Source organism: Streptomyces sp. NPDC057565 (assembly GCF_042801455.1).
GTDB lineage: Bacteria > Actinomycetota > Actinomycetes > Streptomycetales > Streptomycetaceae > Streptomyces > Streptomyces yanii.
The window spans coordinates 1-18,042 of sequence record NZ_JBHVFU010000077.1; the positions used below are offsets into that span (position 1 = coordinate 1).

15 protein-coding genes and 4 pseudogenes are annotated in these 18,042 nt (G+C 68.5%); 11 read left to right on the top strand and 8 right to left on the bottom strand.

Annotated features, from left to right (window positions below; all coding sequences use genetic code 11):
• Window positions 1-124: 124 nt before the first annotated feature.
• Window positions 125-1,216: an integrase core domain-containing protein gene (locus ACFU8W_RS46930; protein ID WP_384051853.1), complete on the bottom strand. Its 1,092-nt coding sequence runs from the start codon at window positions 1,214-1,216 to the stop codon at window positions 125-127.
• A gap of 220 nt (window positions 1,217-1,436) precedes the next feature.
• On the opposite strand from ACFU8W_RS46930, the gene ACFU8W_RS46935 reads away from it, so the two are divergent.
• On the top strand, window positions 1,437-1,697 hold the full coding sequence (locus ACFU8W_RS46935; RefSeq protein ID WP_384051910.1) for a single-stranded DNA-binding protein: 261 nt from the start codon (window positions 1,437-1,439) through the stop codon (window positions 1,695-1,697).
• A gap of 11 nt (window positions 1,698-1,708) precedes the next feature.
• Here ACFU8W_RS46935 and ACFU8W_RS46940 read toward each other — a convergent pair.
• From ACFU8W_RS46940 to ACFU8W_RS46955, 4 genes and pseudogenes are all read right to left on the bottom strand, one after another.
• Window positions 1,709-2,131 (bottom strand): annotated as a pseudogene (locus tag ACFU8W_RS46940) (transposase family protein); the annotation flags it as partial.
• Between the two features lie 85 nt (window positions 2,132-2,216).
• Window positions 2,217-3,416, bottom strand: coding sequence for a CynX/NimT family MFS transporter (locus ACFU8W_RS46945; protein WP_384051855.1), 1,200 nt, complete (start codon window positions 3,414-3,416; stop codon window positions 2,217-2,219).
• Window positions 3,417-3,462: 46 nt separating this feature from the next.
• Window positions 3,463-4,752: an amidohydrolase gene (locus ACFU8W_RS46950; RefSeq protein WP_384051857.1), complete on the bottom strand. Its 1,290-nt coding sequence runs from the start codon at window positions 4,750-4,752 to the stop codon at window positions 3,463-3,465.
• Window positions 4,749-6,164, bottom strand: coding sequence for an MFS transporter (locus ACFU8W_RS46955; protein ID WP_384051859.1), 1,416 nt, complete (start codon window positions 6,162-6,164; stop codon window positions 4,749-4,751). Before ACFU8W_RS46955 ends, ACFU8W_RS46950 begins: the two co-directional genes overlap by 4 nt.
• Before the next feature lie 110 nt (window positions 6,165-6,274).
• On the opposite strand from ACFU8W_RS46955, the gene ACFU8W_RS46960 reads away from it, so the two are divergent.
• Window positions 6,275-7,291 (top strand): Lrp/AsnC family transcriptional regulator, encoded by a 1,017-nt coding sequence (locus ACFU8W_RS46960; protein WP_384051861.1) that lies wholly within the window; start codon window positions 6,275-6,277, stop codon window positions 7,289-7,291.
• Window positions 7,292-8,118: 827 nt separating this feature from the next.
• Here ACFU8W_RS46960 and ACFU8W_RS46965 read toward each other — a convergent pair.
• Window positions 8,119-8,421, bottom strand: a complete 303-nt coding sequence (locus ACFU8W_RS46965) for a DUF6191 domain-containing protein (RefSeq protein WP_384051863.1) — start codon at window positions 8,419-8,421, stop codon at window positions 8,119-8,121.
• A 157-nt stretch (window positions 8,422-8,578) separates the two neighbouring features.
• Window positions 8,579-9,418, bottom strand: coding sequence for an IS5 family transposase (locus tag ACFU8W_RS46970; RefSeq protein ID WP_384051864.1), 840 nt, complete (start codon window positions 9,416-9,418; stop codon window positions 8,579-8,581).
• A 327-nt stretch (window positions 9,419-9,745) separates the two neighbouring features.
• Here ACFU8W_RS46970 and ACFU8W_RS46975 point away from each other — a divergent pair.
• The 9 genes and pseudogenes from ACFU8W_RS46975 (at window position 9,746) to ACFU8W_RS47015 (ending at window position 16,686) form a co-directional block, all read left to right on the top strand.
• Window positions 9,746-10,575 (top strand): annotated as a pseudogene (locus ACFU8W_RS46975) (IS5 family transposase).
• Window positions 10,572-10,994, top strand: a complete 423-nt coding sequence (locus ACFU8W_RS46980; RefSeq protein WP_384051866.1) for a hypothetical protein — start codon at window positions 10,572-10,574, stop codon at window positions 10,992-10,994. Before ACFU8W_RS46975 ends, ACFU8W_RS46980 begins: the two are co-directional and overlap by 4 nt.
• A 138-nt stretch (window positions 10,995-11,132) precedes the next feature.
• The gene (locus ACFU8W_RS46985) at window positions 11,133-11,714 is read left to right on the top strand and encodes a dihydrofolate reductase family protein (protein ID WP_384051868.1); all 582 of its coding nucleotides are present in this window, start codon (window positions 11,133-11,135) and stop codon (window positions 11,712-11,714) included.
• A 224-nt stretch (window positions 11,715-11,938) separates the two neighbouring features.
• Window positions 11,939-12,489 (top strand): annotated as a pseudogene (locus ACFU8W_RS46990) (IS5 family transposase); the annotation flags it as partial.
• Window positions 12,490-12,634: 145 nt separating this feature from the next.
• Window positions 12,635-13,477 carry a hypothetical protein gene (locus tag ACFU8W_RS46995; protein ID WP_384051870.1) on the top strand — a complete coding sequence of 281 codons (843 nt, stop codon included), beginning with the start codon at window positions 12,635-12,637 and terminating at the stop codon, window positions 13,475-13,477.
• A gap of 341 nt (window positions 13,478-13,818) precedes the next feature.
• Window positions 13,819-14,013, top strand: a pseudogene (locus tag ACFU8W_RS47000) (transposase); the annotation flags it as partial.
• 263 nt (window positions 14,014-14,276) lie between these two features.
• Complete coding sequence (locus ACFU8W_RS47005; protein ID WP_384051872.1) at window positions 14,277-15,296, top strand: hypothetical protein; 1,020 nt, start codon at window positions 14,277-14,279, stop codon at window positions 15,294-15,296.
• A 126-nt stretch (window positions 15,297-15,422) separates the two neighbouring features.
• Window positions 15,423-15,644, top strand: a complete 222-nt coding sequence (locus ACFU8W_RS47010) for a hypothetical protein (protein ID WP_384051874.1) — start codon at window positions 15,423-15,425, stop codon at window positions 15,642-15,644.
• A 547-nt stretch (window positions 15,645-16,191) separates the two neighbouring features.
• On the top strand, window positions 16,192-16,686 hold the full coding sequence (locus ACFU8W_RS47015) for an SUKH-4 family immunity protein (RefSeq protein WP_384051876.1): 495 nt from the start codon (window positions 16,192-16,194) through the stop codon (window positions 16,684-16,686).
• Window positions 16,687-16,938: 252 nt separating this feature from the next.
• Here the strand turns inward: ACFU8W_RS47015 and ACFU8W_RS47020 are convergent, their stop codons facing one another.
• The gene (locus ACFU8W_RS47020) at window positions 16,939-17,679 is read right to left on the bottom strand and encodes an alpha/beta hydrolase (protein WP_384051878.1); all 741 of its coding nucleotides are present in this window, start codon (window positions 17,677-17,679) and stop codon (window positions 16,939-16,941) included.
• Window positions 17,680-18,042 lie beyond the last annotated feature (363 nt).

Sequence of the window (18,042 nt, forward strand, 5' to 3'; positions counted from 1 at the left end):
GGTGACCTCGGTGGGGTCGTCCTCGGGGCCCAGTCGCACTGCGTCCAGCGGGCCGGTCCACGAGGAGCGCCCACCGCCGAGGGCGGCGGCGACCTTGCGGGTGCCGATTATTCATCCATCCTGGTCACGCGGCATGTTGGTACTCGTGAAGGGTTCCGCCGAGTCGATCTCGTCGACGGACTTCCAGGTGGCTGATCTGCCCGGGATCGGCGATTGGTGCGGGGAGTTGGCGGAGCGGAGCCGCTTGCCCCAGGGCTCGGTGCGGCCGGTGCCGGTTGTAGAAGGTCTCGAACTCGCGGAGCGCGTGCAGGAGGTGTCTCTGGTTCCAGATCAAGGTGCGGTCGAGGAGCTCGCGCCGGCAGGTCTGTATCCATCGCTCCATGAGGGAGTTCATCCGGGGTATCCGGATGCCGGTGGTGACGACCTTCAGGCCGGTTTCGGCCAGCAGGGTGTCGAAGGCGGCGGTGAACTTCGAGTCCCGGTCCCGGATCAGGAACCTGGCCCTGGTGCCCGCCTCCTCCAGATCCATGAGGAGATTGCGGCCGAGCTGCACGATCCACTCCGCGGTCGGGTGTGCCGTTGCGCCCAGGATCCGGACGCGCCGCGTGGCGTGCTCGATGACGGCGAAGACGTACATCCGTGCCCCGGTCAGGGTGCGGGTCTCGAAAAGATCGCAGGCGAGCAGCGCTTCGGCCTGGCTGCGCAGGAAATCGGCCCAGGTCGTGCTCCGCCGTTCGGGTGCAGGCGGGATGCCGTGCTCGCGAAGCATCTCCCGGACGGTGGAGGCGGCGACCTTGATGCCCAGCGCCGCGAGCTCACCGTGGATCCGACGATACCCCCACGACGCGCTCTCCCTGGCCAGACGCAGGACCAGGACGCGGATCGAGCGGACGGTGGGCGGGCGTCCACGCCGCTTCGGCGCACAGGTGGCGGCATGGCGTCGCTTGAGCAGGTTGCGGTGCCACCGCAGGATCGTGTCCGGGCGTACCAACAGCAGGAACCGGCGCAGCTTCTCCCTCGGGAAGTGGTGGAGCAGGCCGGCGAGGATGGCGCGATCGGTGTCGGTGAAGGCGGGCTTGCCAACCTGGCGTTGCAGGACCAGCAGTTGGTGCCGGAGCGCAAGGATTTCGATGTCCTTGTCGCGGTCGCTCATCGGCAGCAGGCGCAGGAGTGCCAGGGTGTTGGTCGCGGCGAGGTAGGCCAGGCGCAGCAGCACGACCGATCATGATGCCGCCCGCCCCAGCCCAGGTGAAGACAGCGGGGCGGCCGACGGCGCATCAGAGATGGCCGATCAAGGCCGTGACCTGAGCGGATGATTTATCGGCACCCGCACGGTTGGGGTCGGCGGGTATGCGCTTCCACGAGCGGTTGTAGGGGAACCTCTGTTCCTGCGCTGTTCGCTCTGGCGCCAGGCCGCCGAGAATGCAGCCCAGTCGCTGCAGCGTGGGATGCGCGTCATCGTCAACGGCAGGCTCAAGCAGCGCACCTTCGACGACAAGGAGGGCCAGCGCCGCACCGTCGTCGAGGTCGACGCCGAGGAGGTCGCGGCCTCCCTCACCTACGCGAGGGCAGCCGTCACCAAGGTCACCCGCAGTGTCGGCGACGCCCCGCCCCGCCAGGGACAGGCCCCTGCTGCGGAGTCCCGCCCCGCCGGGCAGGCGCAGGCCCCCGCCGGTGGCGAGCCGCACCCGTTCTAAAGTCCAGCGTGGCGTAGCTCAGCACCCTTCGCGGTGGCGTAGGCGAAGACATCGGCCAGCGTGTGCAGACGCAGTCCCGCCTCGCCGGGGACCGCGAAGCCCCGCGCCGCCAGGAGCGGACGGATCTCATGGACGGCCCGCGTGACGGTGGAGCGGTCCACGCCGTAGAAGACGGCGAGGGCGGCGTGCGGAAGCTGGAACCGCAGGATCACCAGGGTCGCGATCACCCGATCGGTGAAGACCAGTTGATGGCTGGGTCCGCCGCCCTCGGCGCGCAGACGCTCATGGCCTCGGCGTTCGCCCAGCCGGGACTCTTCCCGCGCCATCCACGGGCCGGCCAACTCGGCGATGAGCGCTCCGAGTCGACGCCTCGAGATGCCCGTGCAGATACGATGCGAGAGAGCCGTACGGGCCAAGGATCGCTTCACAACCATCCCAACCCGTACGGCTCTCCTCACGTTCCCGACCAGCCGAAACCACTGTCGTACACAACGCCGTAACTGAAGCAGGTCGTTCCGTTCATGCGGATCGAATCCTTTCCGGTGCCAGCTGGGCGGTCGTTGATTGCGGGAGGCGGACGGCGCGACCAGCTCCAAGGCCGAAGAGGCCCTGAACGAGGGTCAGCGCGACAAGGAGGCCGAGCGGGACAGTCCACCCACCGGCGAGGTCGTGGGCTGAGCCGAACAGCAGGGGCCCAACGGCGGCTAGGAGGTAGCCGACGCTTTGGGCCATGCCGGACAGCGCGGCGGCCTGGGACGCGTCGGCCGCACGCTGGCCTTGGAACGTCAGTGCCAACACCAGGCAGGCGCCGCCGCCAAGGCCGATCAACGCACTCCACGCGGTCGCCATCTCGGGGGCCAGGAGCAGCCCCAGGTATCCGGTGGCGCACATCAATGAACCGCTGACGGCCAGCAGCCGTTGGTCAGTGAGTTGTCGGGCGAGTATCGGCACGGTACTGCTGGAGACCAGACCGGTCACCTGGAGCAGGAACAGTTGCCAGCCGGCGGCGCCTTCGGAGGCGCCGTGGTCGTGCACGATGCTGGGCAACCACGCGATCGTGGTGTAAAAACCGAGGGACTGTAGTCCCATGAACGCACTGACCTGCCAGGCCAGTGGGTAACGCCACAGGGTATGCGCCTGCCTCGCTCCGGGGGCGGTGGATGTTACGGGCCGGCGACGGGCCAGTTGCGGTGCCCAGGCCAGGACCCCGAGTAGCGCCAGCACCGCCCAGCAGCCCAACGCGGTATGCCATCCTCCGGGAAGATGGTCAGCCAGGGGCACGGACACCCCGGAGGAGACCGCGGCTATCAACCCCATGACAGTGACGTAGAGCCCGGTGACTGCGGCGATCCGCCGTTCGGGAACAGTGCTCTTGACCAGCGAGGGCAGCAGCACGTTGCCGTAGGCGACCGCTGCTGCCATGACCACGGTGCCAGCAAACAAGGTGACCAGGCCTGGTAGCGAGCGCAGCACAATGCCGACCGTCAGCACCAGCAAAGCGATCCACAAGACACGCTCGGTTCCGTGCCGCTGCGCACTCCTGCCCACCAGCGGTGACGTGGCCGCGAAAGCCAGTAGCGGCAAAGCATTGAGCAGTCCTGCCGCGGTGCTGGACAAGCCGGTGTCGTGTTCGATCATCGGCAGCACCGAGCCGACACCTGTCAGCGGCGCCCGCAGATTCGCCGCAACAAGCAAGATCCCAACCAGGAGCAACCCCACGCGAGGCGCTCCGCCCTGGTGACCGTCGGATTCGGCCCCGGGAGCGTCAGCGCCTTTCGGAACAGTCACGCTCATGCACCCCCTCTTGCCCCAGCGCAGCGCAACGGCTGATCCGCACGAGCGTGGAGGCGGCGGAGCGGGCAGTCACCGCTCGGCGGTCTGCGAGCAGGTCGAGGTAGCGCTTGCGCTGGGTCTCGTCCGTCGCCACCTCCACACCGACGTGGGCGAGGGCGATCGCGGCGTCGACCACGGCGCGGTCCGCGTCCGGCGAGTCGCCGTACCGGGCGAAGAGTGCGGTGTGGTGGTGAGCGCCTTCGGTGTCGTAGCCGATGGTCGGGTGGAGTGCGGGCAGGAGGTGGGAGACGTTTCCCATGTCGGTGGAGGCCATGACTTCGCCCCGGCGGTCCACGGGTTCACGGCCCAGGGCTCGGGCCGCGCGGGTGTAGGCGTCGGTGAGGAAGTCGTCTTGTCGTAGGTCGGCGAAGTCGGCTCCGTGCGGGGTGAGTTCCAGCTCGGCGCCGGTGGCCAGGGCGGCCGCCTCCAGGCAGGCCCGTATCCGGCGGCGGGCGTGGGCGAGGTCCTCGATGGTGCGGGCGCGCAGTTCGTAGCGGGCCCGGGCCGTGTCGGGGATGACGTTGACCGCTCGGCCGGCTTCGAAGACGACGTCGTGAACCAGGGTGCCCGGCGGCAATTGCTGGCGCAGCAGTCCCACGGCGGTGTGGGCGAGGGTGATCGCGTCCAGGGCGTTGACGCCTTCCCAGGGGGCGAGCGCGGCGTGGGCCGGCTTGCCCCGGTAGACGACGTCCCAGGCGCCGATGGCAAGAGAGGAGGCGCCGACGGAGTCTTCGGGCGCGGCGTGGGCCATGAACGCGACGGCCACGTCGTCGAAGACACCCGCCTCGATCAGCAGCGCTTTGCCGCCGATGTCCTCCTCGGCGGGCGTGCCGATGAGTTTCACGGTAATCCCGACGAGGTCGGCGACTGCGGCGAGGCCGAGGGCGGCTCCGGCCGAGGCGGCTCCGTTGACGTTGTGGCCGCAGGCATGTCCGATGCCGGGCAGTGCGTCGTACTCCGCGCACAGGGCCACCACCAGGTCGCCGGTTCCGTAGGTGGCGACGAAGGCGGTCGGCAGGTCCGCCACTGCGTAGGTGACGTCGAAGCCGGCTTCCTCGGCGATGCGTGCGATCTTCGCCGCCGACTTGTGCTCCTGCATGGCTGTCTCGGGTTCGGCGTGCAGGCTGTGGCTCAGCGCGACGAGCGTTTGCTCGTGGTCGCGTACGAAGTCGGCGGCGACGGCGAGCGCGTGGTCCCGCGTCGGCGTGATCGGGTCGGTCATGCGGCCCTCCCGGCGTGGGCGACGCGGGCTTCGGGCTCGGGCGCCGAAGACGGGTTGCGGAAGAGCATGCCGGCCGCGGCTCCGGCGAGCGCCACGACGGCACAGGCGGCCCACGCCCACTGGTATCCCGCACCGGTGACGGCGCCCTGGGAGGTGGTGTGGCCGGCCCACAGGGAGCCGATCACTGCCGCGCCGATGGCCGCTCCGAGCGACAGCGCCATCTCGTTGACGCCGACGGACAACGCGGTCTCGGCCTCGCCGACCACCTCGACCGACAGGGACCGGGTGGCGGCTTCGAACATGCCGGTGGACAGGCCCACGATCAGCGCACCCACCAGGTACTGCGGCAGCGAGGAGTGGAAGAGGCACAGGCTCAGGAATCCGAGGGCGCCGGCGCATCCGCCGACCGCGAGCACGGCGCGGTCGCCTATCGCCCGGGCCAGCCGGGGCGTCAGGGTGGATCCGACGCAGCCGACGGCGACCATGGCGAGGGACACCAGGGAGATGGCCCGGGCGCCGAGTCCGAGTCCGAGCCTGCCGCCGTCCGGTTCCGTGCCGAGATAAACGGCGTTGGCGCCGAGGAAGCCGATGGCGCCGAAGGCGATGCAGAACGTGTGCGCGCTGACCGCCGCGAGGCGGGGATTGCGCAGCATGCGGATGTCCACCAGCGGATGCGAGGAGCGCCGTTCGACCTGCACCCAGACGGCCAGCAGCACGAGTGCCCCCACGATCGTGAGCAGGGAGGACGCCGACGTCCAGCCCCAGGACCCGCCTTCGGTGAGCACGAGGATCAGGGCGCCGAGCCCGACGGTCAGCAGCAGAGCGGCGAGCGAGTTGAACCGGCCGGCGCGAGGGGCGGTGCTCGTCGGCAGGGCGACGGCGGCAGCGACGGCGAGGGCGCAGAAGGGGACCGCTGTCCACAGCCCGGCGAGGGCGTGTTCGTCGCTGAGCGTTCCGGCCACAAAGCCGCCGGTGCCGATGGACAGGAGCAACGCGCCGACCAGAACCGACATGCCGACACGGCCGTGTTCGGGCGAGCGGGACCGCAGGATGCCCGCCAGCAGCGGGAAGAAGCCGACCACCGCGCTCTGGAGCACCATGCCGACCGCGAGCGTGGCGGTGGTGGGCCGGGCGGCGATGAGCAGCGATCCGACTGCGACCATGGTGACGGCGATCAGCAGCAGTCGCCGGTGGCCCCACATATCGCCCCAGCGCGAGAGCAGCGGGGTCAGTACGGCGAAAGCAACCTGCGACAGCAGGTACAGGTTGTTCTGGCCCACGCCGCCGATGCCGACGTGGGCGCCCACGACGGGCAGCAGCGGGGTCAGATACCCCTGGACGACACCGCTGCAGACCACGATGAGGATCATCGTCGCGATCAGTCCACGGCCCCGGCTGATGGAGTTCGTCACGGTCTCACCTTCTTTCCCTTGGCTGGAATACGACGTGGTGGCTAGAGTGCGACCGAGGAGCCAACGGGACGGGAAATCGACGGTAACCGTCACTTTGAGAGGACTTGCTGTTGGATTCGGTCATCGTGAGCGAGCTCGATCTTGCTCTCGTGCACGCGCTGCAGGTTCGCCCCCGGGCGCCGTGGGCGGATCTGGCGCCTCTGCTGGGTGTCACCCCGGTGACACTGGCCCGCCGCTGGGAACGGCTCACCGCGCAGGGGCTGGCCTGGGTGTCGGCGGTGCCAGGGCCGTCGTTCTCCTGCAGCGGCTGCACGGCCTTCGTCTTCGTCCGGTGCGCTCCGGCGGCCCGGCAGCGCCTGGCCGGGCAGGTGGCGCGGCTGCGGGAGGCGGTGACCGTCGAACTGGTCGCTGCGGGAGCCGCCGATCTCCTCGTGGACGTACTGACACCGGACCTCGCGGGCATGCACCGGTTCGTGAGTGAGGACCTGGCCACCCTGCCCGACGTCCTCGACATGGAATGCGTGTTCGCCACCTCCCTCTACACAGAAGGCTCCCGGTGGCGACTGGGGTCGCTCGACGCGTCCCAGCTCTCCGTGCTGGGAAGGACCGGCACCGTGGACGGACCCGGGGGCGCCGTCTTCGATCCGGGCCCGCTGGACCACGTGCTCCTCGACGCGCTGGTGCGGGACGGACGCACCCGGCTCGCGGAGCTGGCCGCTCTCACCGGGAGCAGCGCCGCCACCGTCCGGCGGAGGCTCGGCCGGCTCACCGCGAGCGGAATCGTGGCGTTCCGCTGCGACATGGCCCCCGCCGTGTCAGGGCTGCCGGTGTCCGTCACTTTCCGCGGCCGGGCCGCGGCGAACGACGTGAACCGGCTGCACCGCACCCTCGCCACGCTGCCCGAGTGCCGCTTGCTGGCCGCCGTCACCGGTTCCGCCAACGTGCTCGCCACCTACTGGCTCCGCGACGTCGGCTCAGTCCAGCAGCGCGAGACCGCGGTCTGCGCCCAGTTGCCCAGCCTCGACGTCACCGACCGCGTCCTCGGCATGCACACCGTGAAGAGGATGGGGCATCTGCTGGACGGGGAGGGACGGCAGGTGGGGATCTGCCCGATCCGGCCGTGGTGAGGCGGTCCGGCCCCGCCGGGCGCGCGGCCCGGCACGGACGACGGTCACCCCGTCGTGACACCCGGCGTCACCCACCACGGAGACGACATCGGACGCTGGCTCACCCGGCAGCGACGGGACTGGGCCCAGCACAACGAGGAACAGCGGCGGCGCCTGGGCGAGATGGGCGTGAAACCGGCCGCACGGCCCCAGAAGAGCGCAGCGCGAACCAACGCGAAAGCTGGGCAGGGCAGGGCTCCGACGCGCTCACACGGGGCGTCGCAGCCCTCCAGCAATACATCGAGAGAGGGCGCGATGCCCGGCCCGGGGCCACGTCGAGGTCCTCCCCGACGGCACCGAGCACCGCACCGGCATCTGGATCGGCAACCAGAAAACCCGCCGCAACAAACTCGACGCCAACCAGCTCCGCACACTCGCCGAGCTGGGAGTGCAGTGGGCCGTGTTGCAGCACAGAACACCGCCCTGATCTTCTACGCCACCCGACGAACTCCCCCGTCCCGACGCAAAGCCACCAAACGCCGCACCGACAGCCCCCGCAACACCCGAACCGACACCACCAGCAACGCCATGCCCGACCCCTCCGAGGCTGGCGGCTGTACTTCCTGATCCACCCACCGATCACACCAACCCCCGGCCGGCCACGGATCAGAACTCACAAAACCGAGACAGCATCACCCCACCTGCAATAAACGCCCAGGACAGCAATCCCACACCGATCCCTCACACCCACGACAGTGACCCCCTGCCCCGAAACAGCCACCGACCAGCACCAACACACCAAAGCCCACTGTCTCTCACACCACTGCCACGAAACCAAGAGATCGCACTCAGGGCTTCGGCTTCCGCCGGACCACCGCTGTACCGGCTTCCAGGTCCACCCCCATGCGGGGCGGCGCGCCGTCCAGCGCGTCGTCCTTCAGGACCTGTTCCTCCACCCGGTGCTCGATCTCCACGCGCTTCGCCGAGTTGAGGAACGCATGCAGCTCATCAACGACCGAAGCGCCCACACCCAGCCCATGACGCGGTGTGCGGGCCGCGAGGGCATGTCGCAACCAATCAGGTCGGCCGGTACGGACGACAACGTAGCGGGCCGAAGCCAGCAAGAACGGCACCATCACCAGCACGGCCATGACTAAAAGGCTCGACATCATCACCATGCAGGCCCAACGTCCGGCGCCGTGCGGCCGTTCCCGGCGATGTCCACCAATGCGACGGCGGCCCTGGGGGCCACCCTGGGTGTCGCGGGTCTGAAAGGGCGTTTGATGTGGCCGGATTGCGGCTTATCTGCTAGTAGGTCCCTCGCCAGGTTGGCGTGGCCTCGTCCGTTATGCGCTTGGCGAGGTTGTCGATCGAAGCGAGGTGAATCATGGCTTCGGAGCTGGCGGCGAGGGTCTCGTAGTCACGGGCAAGACGTCTGTGCATCATGATCCAACCGATACTCCGCTCCACCACCCACCGCCTTTTCAGGACGTGAAATCCGCGAGTTCCTGGGTTTTTGTCGACGACTTCGAAATCGACTCCGAGTTTCGCGCCGTGTTCGACGACGGCCTTCTTGAAGCCGGTGTCGACCCAGCTCTTGGTGATGGTTGGGTATGTGCTTTTCGCCTGGTCGAGGAGGCGTATCCCCAGGGCGTTTTCAGAGAGGCTGGCGGCGGTGACGGTCACGGCGAGGATCAGGCCGATCGTGTCGGTGAGGATGCCGCGCTTCCGGCCCACGATCTTCTTCGCGGCGTCCGTTCCCTGGCTGGTGACAGGCACATTAGTGGAGGTCTTGACGCTCTGAGTGTCGATGACGGAGGCTGTCGGCTCGGGCTTCCGGCCTTCCTTCACGCGGGCCAGGGCGGTGAGGTCGTAATTGAGCTGGGTGAAGATTCCCTCGTCGCGCCAGGCCGCGTAGTAGAAGTAGACGGTGCCGTGGCCGGGGAAGTCATGCGGGAGGTACTTCCAGGGAATTTCGGTGCGGTTGAGATAGAGGATCGCGTTGAACACGTCACGGAGTTCGACTTTCGTCGGCTGGCCGGTGGGGCGACGTTCGAGGAGGGCATTCCGCCAGGCCGTCAACGTCGGTTCGATCAGGGCCCATCGGGCGTCCGACAGGTCGCTGGGGTACGGCTTTCGATCGCTCACGGCACAGCCTGAGCACGAGCACGCCGGAACCACTCGTTCCGCTGGTGGCTGGGAGGTTCTGCTGCATCTCTACGCCAGACGGGTTTTCGAGCCCAGAAGCGGATGGGGCGGGCGGCGAAGCTATCGCCCCACCGGGCGATGTTCTTCGCTCACGGGCCATCCGTAACGAAATGGGACACTCACATAAGGCGCGTACGGGCTTTGACCTGCATAAACGCCCTCTTAGAGGGCGTTATGTGAGTGCATAGGAGTTTTGTCGTCACCTGAATGTGTGGCGGTGCGGCATCCCGGCCGGTCGGCGGCCATGGGCGTGTTGGGCTGGGCACCGTGAGCGAGCGCAAGCCCTACAAGACCGACGTGAGCGACGAGCGGTGGGCGCTGGTCGAGCCGGTGATCGCCGCGTGGAAGGCCGCGCATCCCTCGGTCAGCGGCCATCAGGGCCGGTACGAGATGCGGGGGGTCGTCAACGCGCTGCTCTACCAGGGTCGGACCGGCTGCCAGTGGAACCTGCTTCCGCACGAATTTCCGCCACCCGGCGCGGTGAAGTACTACTTCTACACCTGGCGTGACGACGGCACCGACCAGGCCATTCACGACCTGCTGCGCTGGCAGGTGCGGGAGATGGCACGCCGGAAGGCGGACCCGAGCCTGGTGGTGCTCGATACCCAGAGCGTGCACGCGGCGGCCGGAGTGCCCGCTGAGTCGACGGGGCGCGATCCGGCAAAAAAGTACCGGGCCGCAAGCGCGGCCTTGCCGTTGACGTTCTGGGGTTGGTGATCGCGGTGGTCGTGATGGCGGCGTCGGCGCACGAGAACGCCGTCGGCATCGCGCTGCTGGACAAGGTCGCCGCCGACACCGACGCCGTGGAGAAAGCCCTGGTCGATCAGGGCTTCAAGAACGCCGTCATCGCGCACGGGGAGAAGGTAGGCATCGAGGTGGAGGTCGTGGAGCGCAACTCCGCGCAGACCGGGTTCGTTCCTCAGGCCAAGCGGTGGGTCGTGGAGCGCGCCTATGGGATCTTGATGCTGCACCGCAGGCTGGTGCGCGATTACGAGCATCTGCCCCGTAGTTCGGAGTCGCGGGTGTGCTGGGCGATGACCGCGGTGATAGTGCGCCGGTTGACCGGGGCGGCCGTGCCGGCTTGGCGCACCGCATGACCGGCGGGGAGCTGACGCTCGGCGCAGTGCTGGCGCGGCTGGAGGAGCGGGAACGAGAGATCACCGCGCAAGCCGAGGAGACGCGGGAACGGATCACGCAGCTGACCGCACAGCTCGACGAACTCGGCCGGGCCGCCGAGGAAGTTCGGATCACCCGCAAGACACTGCTGGAGCTGCCCGACCCGCAACCGCCCGCGCCGCCGGCACCGAAACTGCCGGATCATCCGGCCTACCAGCAGATCATGGCGGTGTTCACCGCGGCCGACCATCCGCTGCGGGCCCGGCAGGTGTGCGAGGCGATGGACCTGGCGGTCGCGCCCAACAACATCAACAACGTCCGCCTGAAGCTCAAGCGGCTGGCCGACCGCGGAATCCTGACCGAGACCGAGCAGGGCTTGTTCTCCCAGCCCCGGCCGTAGTCGACCGACTTCGTCACGACCTGCCCGATCGCCCCACACGAAACGAAGAATCGGGCATCAGGTCTCATACCGCCCTCTTACAAGAGCGACAGCTCACGACACGCTAATTTGGGGCACCCCAAAGCAGAGGAGAGCCCCGTGGGCAAGGTGGTCATGTACAGCTCGGTGTCGGTGGACGGCTTCGTCGCGGACGAGAATGACCAGCCCGGACCGCTGTTCGACTGGTTGTCCAGCGGTGACGTCCCGTTGGACGAGAGCGGCGAGCTGAAGGTGTCGCAGACGTCCTACGACTACACCCGGCCGTACTGGGACCAGATCGGAGTCACGATCGTCGGCCGCCACGTCTTCGACCTGACGGACGGCTGGGACGGGAAGCCGCCGGGCGGGATCGACCACGTGGTCGTCGTGACGCACCGGCCGGAGCCCGAGGGCTGGGACCCCGAGGCGCCGTTTCACTTCGTCGACGGCGTTAAGGCAGCCGTGGCCAAGGCGCAGGAGCTTGCGGGTGACCGCATGGTCGAGGTCGCCGCCGGCGACGTCGGTGGCCAGGTGCTTGCCGCGGGCCTGATCGACGAGGTGCGCATGGACGTCGTACCCGTCGTGTTCGGGTCCGGCAAGCGCTACTTCGGGTCGGTCCACGCGCAGCACCTGTTGGAGGATCCTGACGTGGTGATTCAGGGCAACCGGGTGCTCCACCTGCGCTATACGGTGCGCCGTTGACCGATCTGAGCGGGTAAGCGAAGAAGTCCACTGCGAACGGTGACACAAGATCGGGCCTCCGGCTGCGTTTGCGCATCGCTGTCCCTGGTCGGGCAGCCGACGCCGATCCGCCCCAGCACCTCACCTGCGGCAACTTCAACTCAAGATCACTGGTTGCCGGATTCGGCGGCTACCTGATCGGGCCCGGCTCGACCAGGCGGCGTCGCGTCATTGTGTGAGGACGCGGGCCTTGGCCCCGGCTGCACGAGGTCTTCCTCGCCGAACTGCGCGGCGTGAACGCCCTGGACTTCTCCCGCGCGGCGGTCGACGGCTCCCACATCCGCGCGTTAAAGGGGGCTCCACGACCGGACGAAGCCCCGTCGACCGGGGCAGGACGGGCAGCAAGCATCACCTGATCACCAACGCCACCGGTATCCCGCTCGCCGCCACCTTGACCGGCGGCAACCGCAACGACGTCACCCAGCTCATCCCGCTGCTCCAAGCCGTGCCGCCGGTGCGCGGCAAACGCGGCCGGCCTCGGCGACGCCCCGACGTCGTGCTCGCCGACCGCGGCTACGAGCACGACAAGTACCGCCGCCTGGTCTGGGCTCTCGGCGTGAAATCGCTGATCGCCCGCCGGGGCACAGAACACGGCTCCGGACTCGGAACCCAACGCTGGGTCGTGGAACGCGCGTTCGCTCACCTGCACTGGTTCCGCCGCCTGCGGATCCGCTGGGAGATCCGCGACGCCATCCACCAAGCCTTCCTCACCCTCGGATGCGCACTGATCTGCTGAAGACGCCTGAACTCACTCCGCCAGGAGTCCTGAGCGGCTTGCGGTCGGCCGGGGGCACCAGGGCAGCACGCGGGTCGTCCAGCCAGCTGCCTCACGTCTCCCGGGCTCTCCCGGTCACCCCCGTCCAGCCCATACGATCACGCACATGTCGATCACCTCGCCCATACCAGTCCTGCGCAGTTCCAACGGAACCGTGCTCCAATTCGACGGCGATGCGCTGGTGTTGCACCGGACGGCCGAGGAGGTTCGGATCCCCCTCCTGGCGATCAGGCGCATCCGCTCCGAGGGTCGCGCCGTCGCCGTCGAGCTCACCGCCCCCGCCGGGACAGCGCCCTGCGTGCACCGCGTCGACGACGTGAGCAAGGCCGCCGTGAACCTGTTCGCCGACGCCGTCAACGCGGCCCTGCCTGTGCGCACCGAGGAGGCCGAGACGGTCGACGGCTCAACCCTGGTCACCGCCCGCGCCTTGACCGAGTCCCGGGAAGAGCGGCGAAAGCGCAGGCGAAAGATCTGGACGCTCGCCGTCGGCCTCTTCTTCTTCGCCCTCGCGCTCGCTGTCGGGATCCACGGGGAGTGGACCGTCGCGCTCGAGATCCTGCTGGTCGGCCCCTTCGGCGCGGGGATCATCGCGTTCGGCGCCATGGGGGCGGACAACGTGTACCGCAAGTGGTACCTGCCCCGGAACGGCATCACCGTCGAGGCAGGGAGAGCCGGGAGCACGCACATCCTGGGCGGCAGGTTCGGGACCTACGTGTACACGGACCTGCACGGCGTCAGCCGCGTCGCGCACCACAGGAGCAACGCCCCGACCGTCCAGGTCGCCTACCACCCGGACAAACCGCACCTCGTGACCGTCTGCGAATCACGGTCCAGCACGGCCGGGGACGCCGCCTTCGCCATGCTCCTCCTCCTCTTCGGACTCGGCGTCGAAGGCGTTGTCATCACCCTGGCCGTCGCCGCCTTCCTGGGCATGTACCCCGGCTACTGACGCCGTGCCGGTGCGGACCGGGCGGGCCCCAGCTCCGGCAAGAGCGTTCACCGGGAGGCGCCACTCACAACGATCATGTGCACTGGCCGGCAGAGCTGAAGCATGGTCCAGACCTTCCCCCGGTTCGGCCACGCGCCTCAAGAGTCTCTTCGTACCGGATCCCGCAAGGATCGGGTAGTACCGGCCGCGACGGTTTGACTCTTGCTTACGACCGACCCGACGGGTGTCCTGGCGTTGATCTGTCGACCGTCCGGCCAGGCACGCAGCAAGCGCTGCCGCCGGAAGGACGTGACCATCCCCTCGTAGCGTAGAGGCCTTGACTGCAGGGGAAGTTGGGGGTCATGGCAGAGAAGCGACGGAAGTTCGACGCGGAGTTCCGTGAGGGGGCTGTGCGGATCGTCTCCGAGACCGGTCGACCGATCGCGCAGGTCGCGAAGGGCCTGGGGATCAACGAGACCACCCTGAGCACCTGGGTGTCGAGGGCGAAGAAAGCCAGCGGGGACGGGACGCTGAGCGTGCCCGAGCGCGAGGAACTGGCCCGGCTGCGCAGCAACTCATCGTCCCTGTCCGTACGTCCCAGCTCCCAGCCGCCATCGACAGTGCGGGCTTGCCCAGGTTCACCTTGGGCTTGCCCGCCCGTGTCGGCAGACAACCGTTGTCACCAGTCCCCCACGACCGCCGGCCCCGAATCGGAAGGACGGGGGAGGAACCCGGCCCGGGGGCGGCTCGTCACAGGGGCAGTACGGCCTCCACCTTTCACCGCACAGCCTTCGTCACCGCCACCGTCCAGGGGGACCCCATGCGTACACGCGCCGCACGAACCGTCGATCTGCTCGTCGTATTCGCCCTGTTCACTGTCGGAACCGGTGCCGTCACCGGCTGCGGCAGCGAGAAGGCCAGAGGCGGCACACAGGTCCGCGACGCCGACCCGGCACCCGAGTCGAAGGCCCGCGCCCGCCAGGTCGCCGATGCCTGGGACGGCTCCAAGGCCGCCGAGGTGTGGGCCAAGGGCTACTACCCGATGAGCGAGGTGGTCCAGCTGCCCGAGAACGCCTTCCGCAACGGAGACGACAAGCTCGCTTACGCGGCCCGGAACCTCGTCCTGCGCGGCGAGCTCCCCGCCACGTCGCAAAAGGACGGACAGGTGAAGTGGGAGAGCGGAGGCTCGCTCACGTTGCCCCTGATGGGGGCGCGGGAGGCGTTCGCAACTGTGGCCGGCGGCAGCACCGACGAACCACACCTCACCGTGACCGGGGTCAAGCTGGGCGAGATGTCCCTGGCCACCAGCCGTGGCCCGGCGACAGTTCCGGCCTGGTCGTTCGCCCTGGAGGGCTACGACACCCCGCTCAAGCGGGTTGCCCTCAGCCCGTCGAAGCTCCCCAAGACGCCCATCAAACCGGCCGGGGAAGTACCCACCGACGAACTGGCGCCGCTCGGCCGGATGATCAGGGTGGCTGGGGACGGCCGCACCGTCACCGTGGTGGCCACCCACGGAGCTTGCGACGACGGCCCCGCCGTGGACGTGCTGGAGACCAGCGGCAGCGTAGTGCTGTCCGCATCTGTCGTCGGGACCAAGGACGGTCCCTGCACCAAACAGCTGCTTGCGAAAGAGGTGACGGTGAAGCTGGACCGGCCAGTCGGCGAACGTCTCCTCCTGGACGCGTTCACGGGCCGACCTGTGCCGTACGAGAAGAACGGGCTCTCAGCCGGCCAGAGCCGAGTGCACAGTGGTCGAGAAGGAGACCACTCCGCCGTACTCACAGAAGAACAGGCGATCGTCGCCGGCGGTCCGAAGTCCTCGGTAGGGGTTCCTTCCTGAGGCCGTAATCATTCCGGCGCTCTCCGATACCGGTTCATCACCTCCCGACGCCGTGACGGTCCGAGCTGGGAGCCCCGAGCCCGACACCCCCAAGCCCGAAGGACCGCCCGCACTCCGCAGCTCCTGATGTTCGCCACGTCGGTCATCGAGACGTCAACCGTCGTCGAGCGGGCCTTCGGCCCTGGCCTTCTGATCGATCTGACAGGCGTAAAGCACCGGGAGGTCACCTACGACGTCGACGACGGCTGGGGCCCGACCAAGCACAACTGGACCAGGTCCGTCGATTCCCTGAGCCTGCTCGCGCCCCAGCTGATCCAGCAAGACACGTCGCTGCCAGCCGCCGCCTGATCCGGTACATCACGATCGGTACGCCAAGCCGCGCTCCTCCGTGAGAAGGCGCGGCCTGGCGGTGGGCTCGGGCAGCAGTCCGCCTCGGCAGCGAAGAAGCAGACGTCGAGACGTCCGGTCTTCTCGTTGACGGGGCCGGCGCCGCCCAAGGCCCAGCCGCGGTGTCTGCTCCAGGCCCGGGCACCCGACCAGCACTGGCCCGTGACGGCACGCATCAAGGCGGCGCTTGGCCACAGGCCAGTCTGTGTCCTTGCGTGAGCACGGAGCCGCAATCGACGTCCGGCACCCTCGGAGAACCCACCTCACAGGCCCGCCTGCAGCCTTCTCTCCCCCTCCCCCGCGGCAGCGGGCAACACGAAGCCCCTGACAGGGTGTGACCCGCCCGCTGGGGGCTTCGTGCGCGATGCACGCGCGGACCCGTACACAAGATGGCGCACACTGCTACTCAACTTGATTGCGTGATGTCGGGACCGGCCGCCCGGCAGGAGTCGGCCGTCTCGCTGGCCTATGGGTGTTGCCGAGCAGTCCGTCCGGAGAGGATCCTCCCGTGAACCAGCCCCTGCCGCAGTTGCCGAAGCCCGAGTTCGTCTTGATCCCCATCGAGGCCCCACTCGAGGTGCCCACCCAGATCGCTGTCGATCTCAGGGAGACTGGCATCCCAGGCGGGTTGATCGGATACGAGTACCGGCCGCTGAGCAAGCCGGCGTACTTCGGGGGGATCGGCGAGCGAGGGGTGGTCGCCATCGCGACGAGTGGCCTGTTCGGACGCATTGCCGTCGACGTGGCCAGTGGTCACGTGGTGCAGATTCCCAAGATCGAGTCAGCAACAGCCTGTCACGTGAACAGAGACCTCGACTCCTTCAGCCGATGCGTCGCGGCCGTGATCGCACGCTTCCCGTTCTATGCGGAGGGCGACGAGGAGAGGTGCGAGGAGGTGGCGCAAGAGCTGCACGATCTCGTCTGCAGCATCGACGAGACCGCTCTCGTGCAGAACGGATTCTGGGAGACCTTCTGCGACGACGTGGCAATGGGGGGACTATGAGGACTGGGATGCGTGATCCGGGACCGGTCCCCGCTTTCTGAGCCTCAGGCCGGTGGCACCGAGCCGTTGAGGGGACTCGCTCGAGTGCGGTGCCTGTGGCTTTGTTCACGAGAACTTCGGGCAGCGCGGGCCCCTGCCAAGTTGGCAGGGGCCCGCGGCATGAACAACAGAGGAGCGCCGGGACCTGCCCCTAGATGAGCAGCATTCTGGCCAACACGGCTTACCGTCGGCTGGTGGCCTGGGGGCCCGGCCTCACTTCAGGTGTCGGGCGAGGAACTGGGCCGCGGCGTCCCCCGCGAACTGCGGGACGCCGGTGTGCCCACCCATGTTGGCGTGCAGCGTCTTCTCCTTGGAGCCGAAGGCGTCGAACAGGTCCAGGGCCGCCTGCCGGTCGTTTCCTTCGTCGTCCCACTGCAGCAGGACGTGCAGCGGAATGGTGACTTGGCGGGCCTCCTCGAACATGGTGCGAGGGACGAAACTCCCGGCGAACAGAACGGCGGCCGAGATGCGCGGCTCGACCACCGCCAGTCGGGTCCCGATGGAGATCACTCCCCCCGAGTACCCGACCGGGCCGCCGATCTCGGGCAGCGACAGGAAGGCGTCCAGGGCGGCCTGCCATTCCGGGACGGACTTTTCGACGAGCGGGAGGATGAGGGCGTCGATGATCTCGTCGCTGACCGGCTCGCCGGCCTTCATCGCCCGGCGCAGGTCGGCGCGGGCCTGCTCGACGGCGGCCCAACGGGGCCGGTCACCGCTTCCAGGGAGCTCGATGGTGGCCGCGGCGAAGCCATCCGCTGCGGCGTGCCGGGCCCGTCCCGCCAGCCGGGGGTACATCTTGTGCAGTCCGAGCGGGGGGTGGCCGAGCAGGATCAGCGGCACCGGTGCGGATGCAGATGCAGATGCGGGCATCCACAGGATGCCGGGGATCTCGCCGAGGGTGAATTCGCGCTCGAGGACGCCGCCATCGAGACGCTGTTCAGAAGTGAAGTGCATGGTCGTGCCTTTCGGGAGTGCCCTTGAACGGCGCTCCTGGACGACCTTCGCCCGACCGTGACCCCGGAGGAGAGCACCCATGTCGATACTGCGTTCACGGGTACCACCTCCTCGTTCTCTCGCACGGCCTCCGGAAAAGTAGCAGTGGCCGCCGTGGTCCGCCAAACGGATTCTTGCGCGGGCTCCCTGGCCGGACGCCAAGGAGTCTGAACACTACGCAGAGCTACTTGAGGCCTCATCGCGGCTTCCCGAGGCGAGGCCCAGCGACGGCGGGGCGCGCTGGGGGCGCTGTCGTTTCTCATGAACATCGAACACGACGTGCCGCCGACGCCTCCCAATCTCAGGCTCTGGCTCACTTTCCGT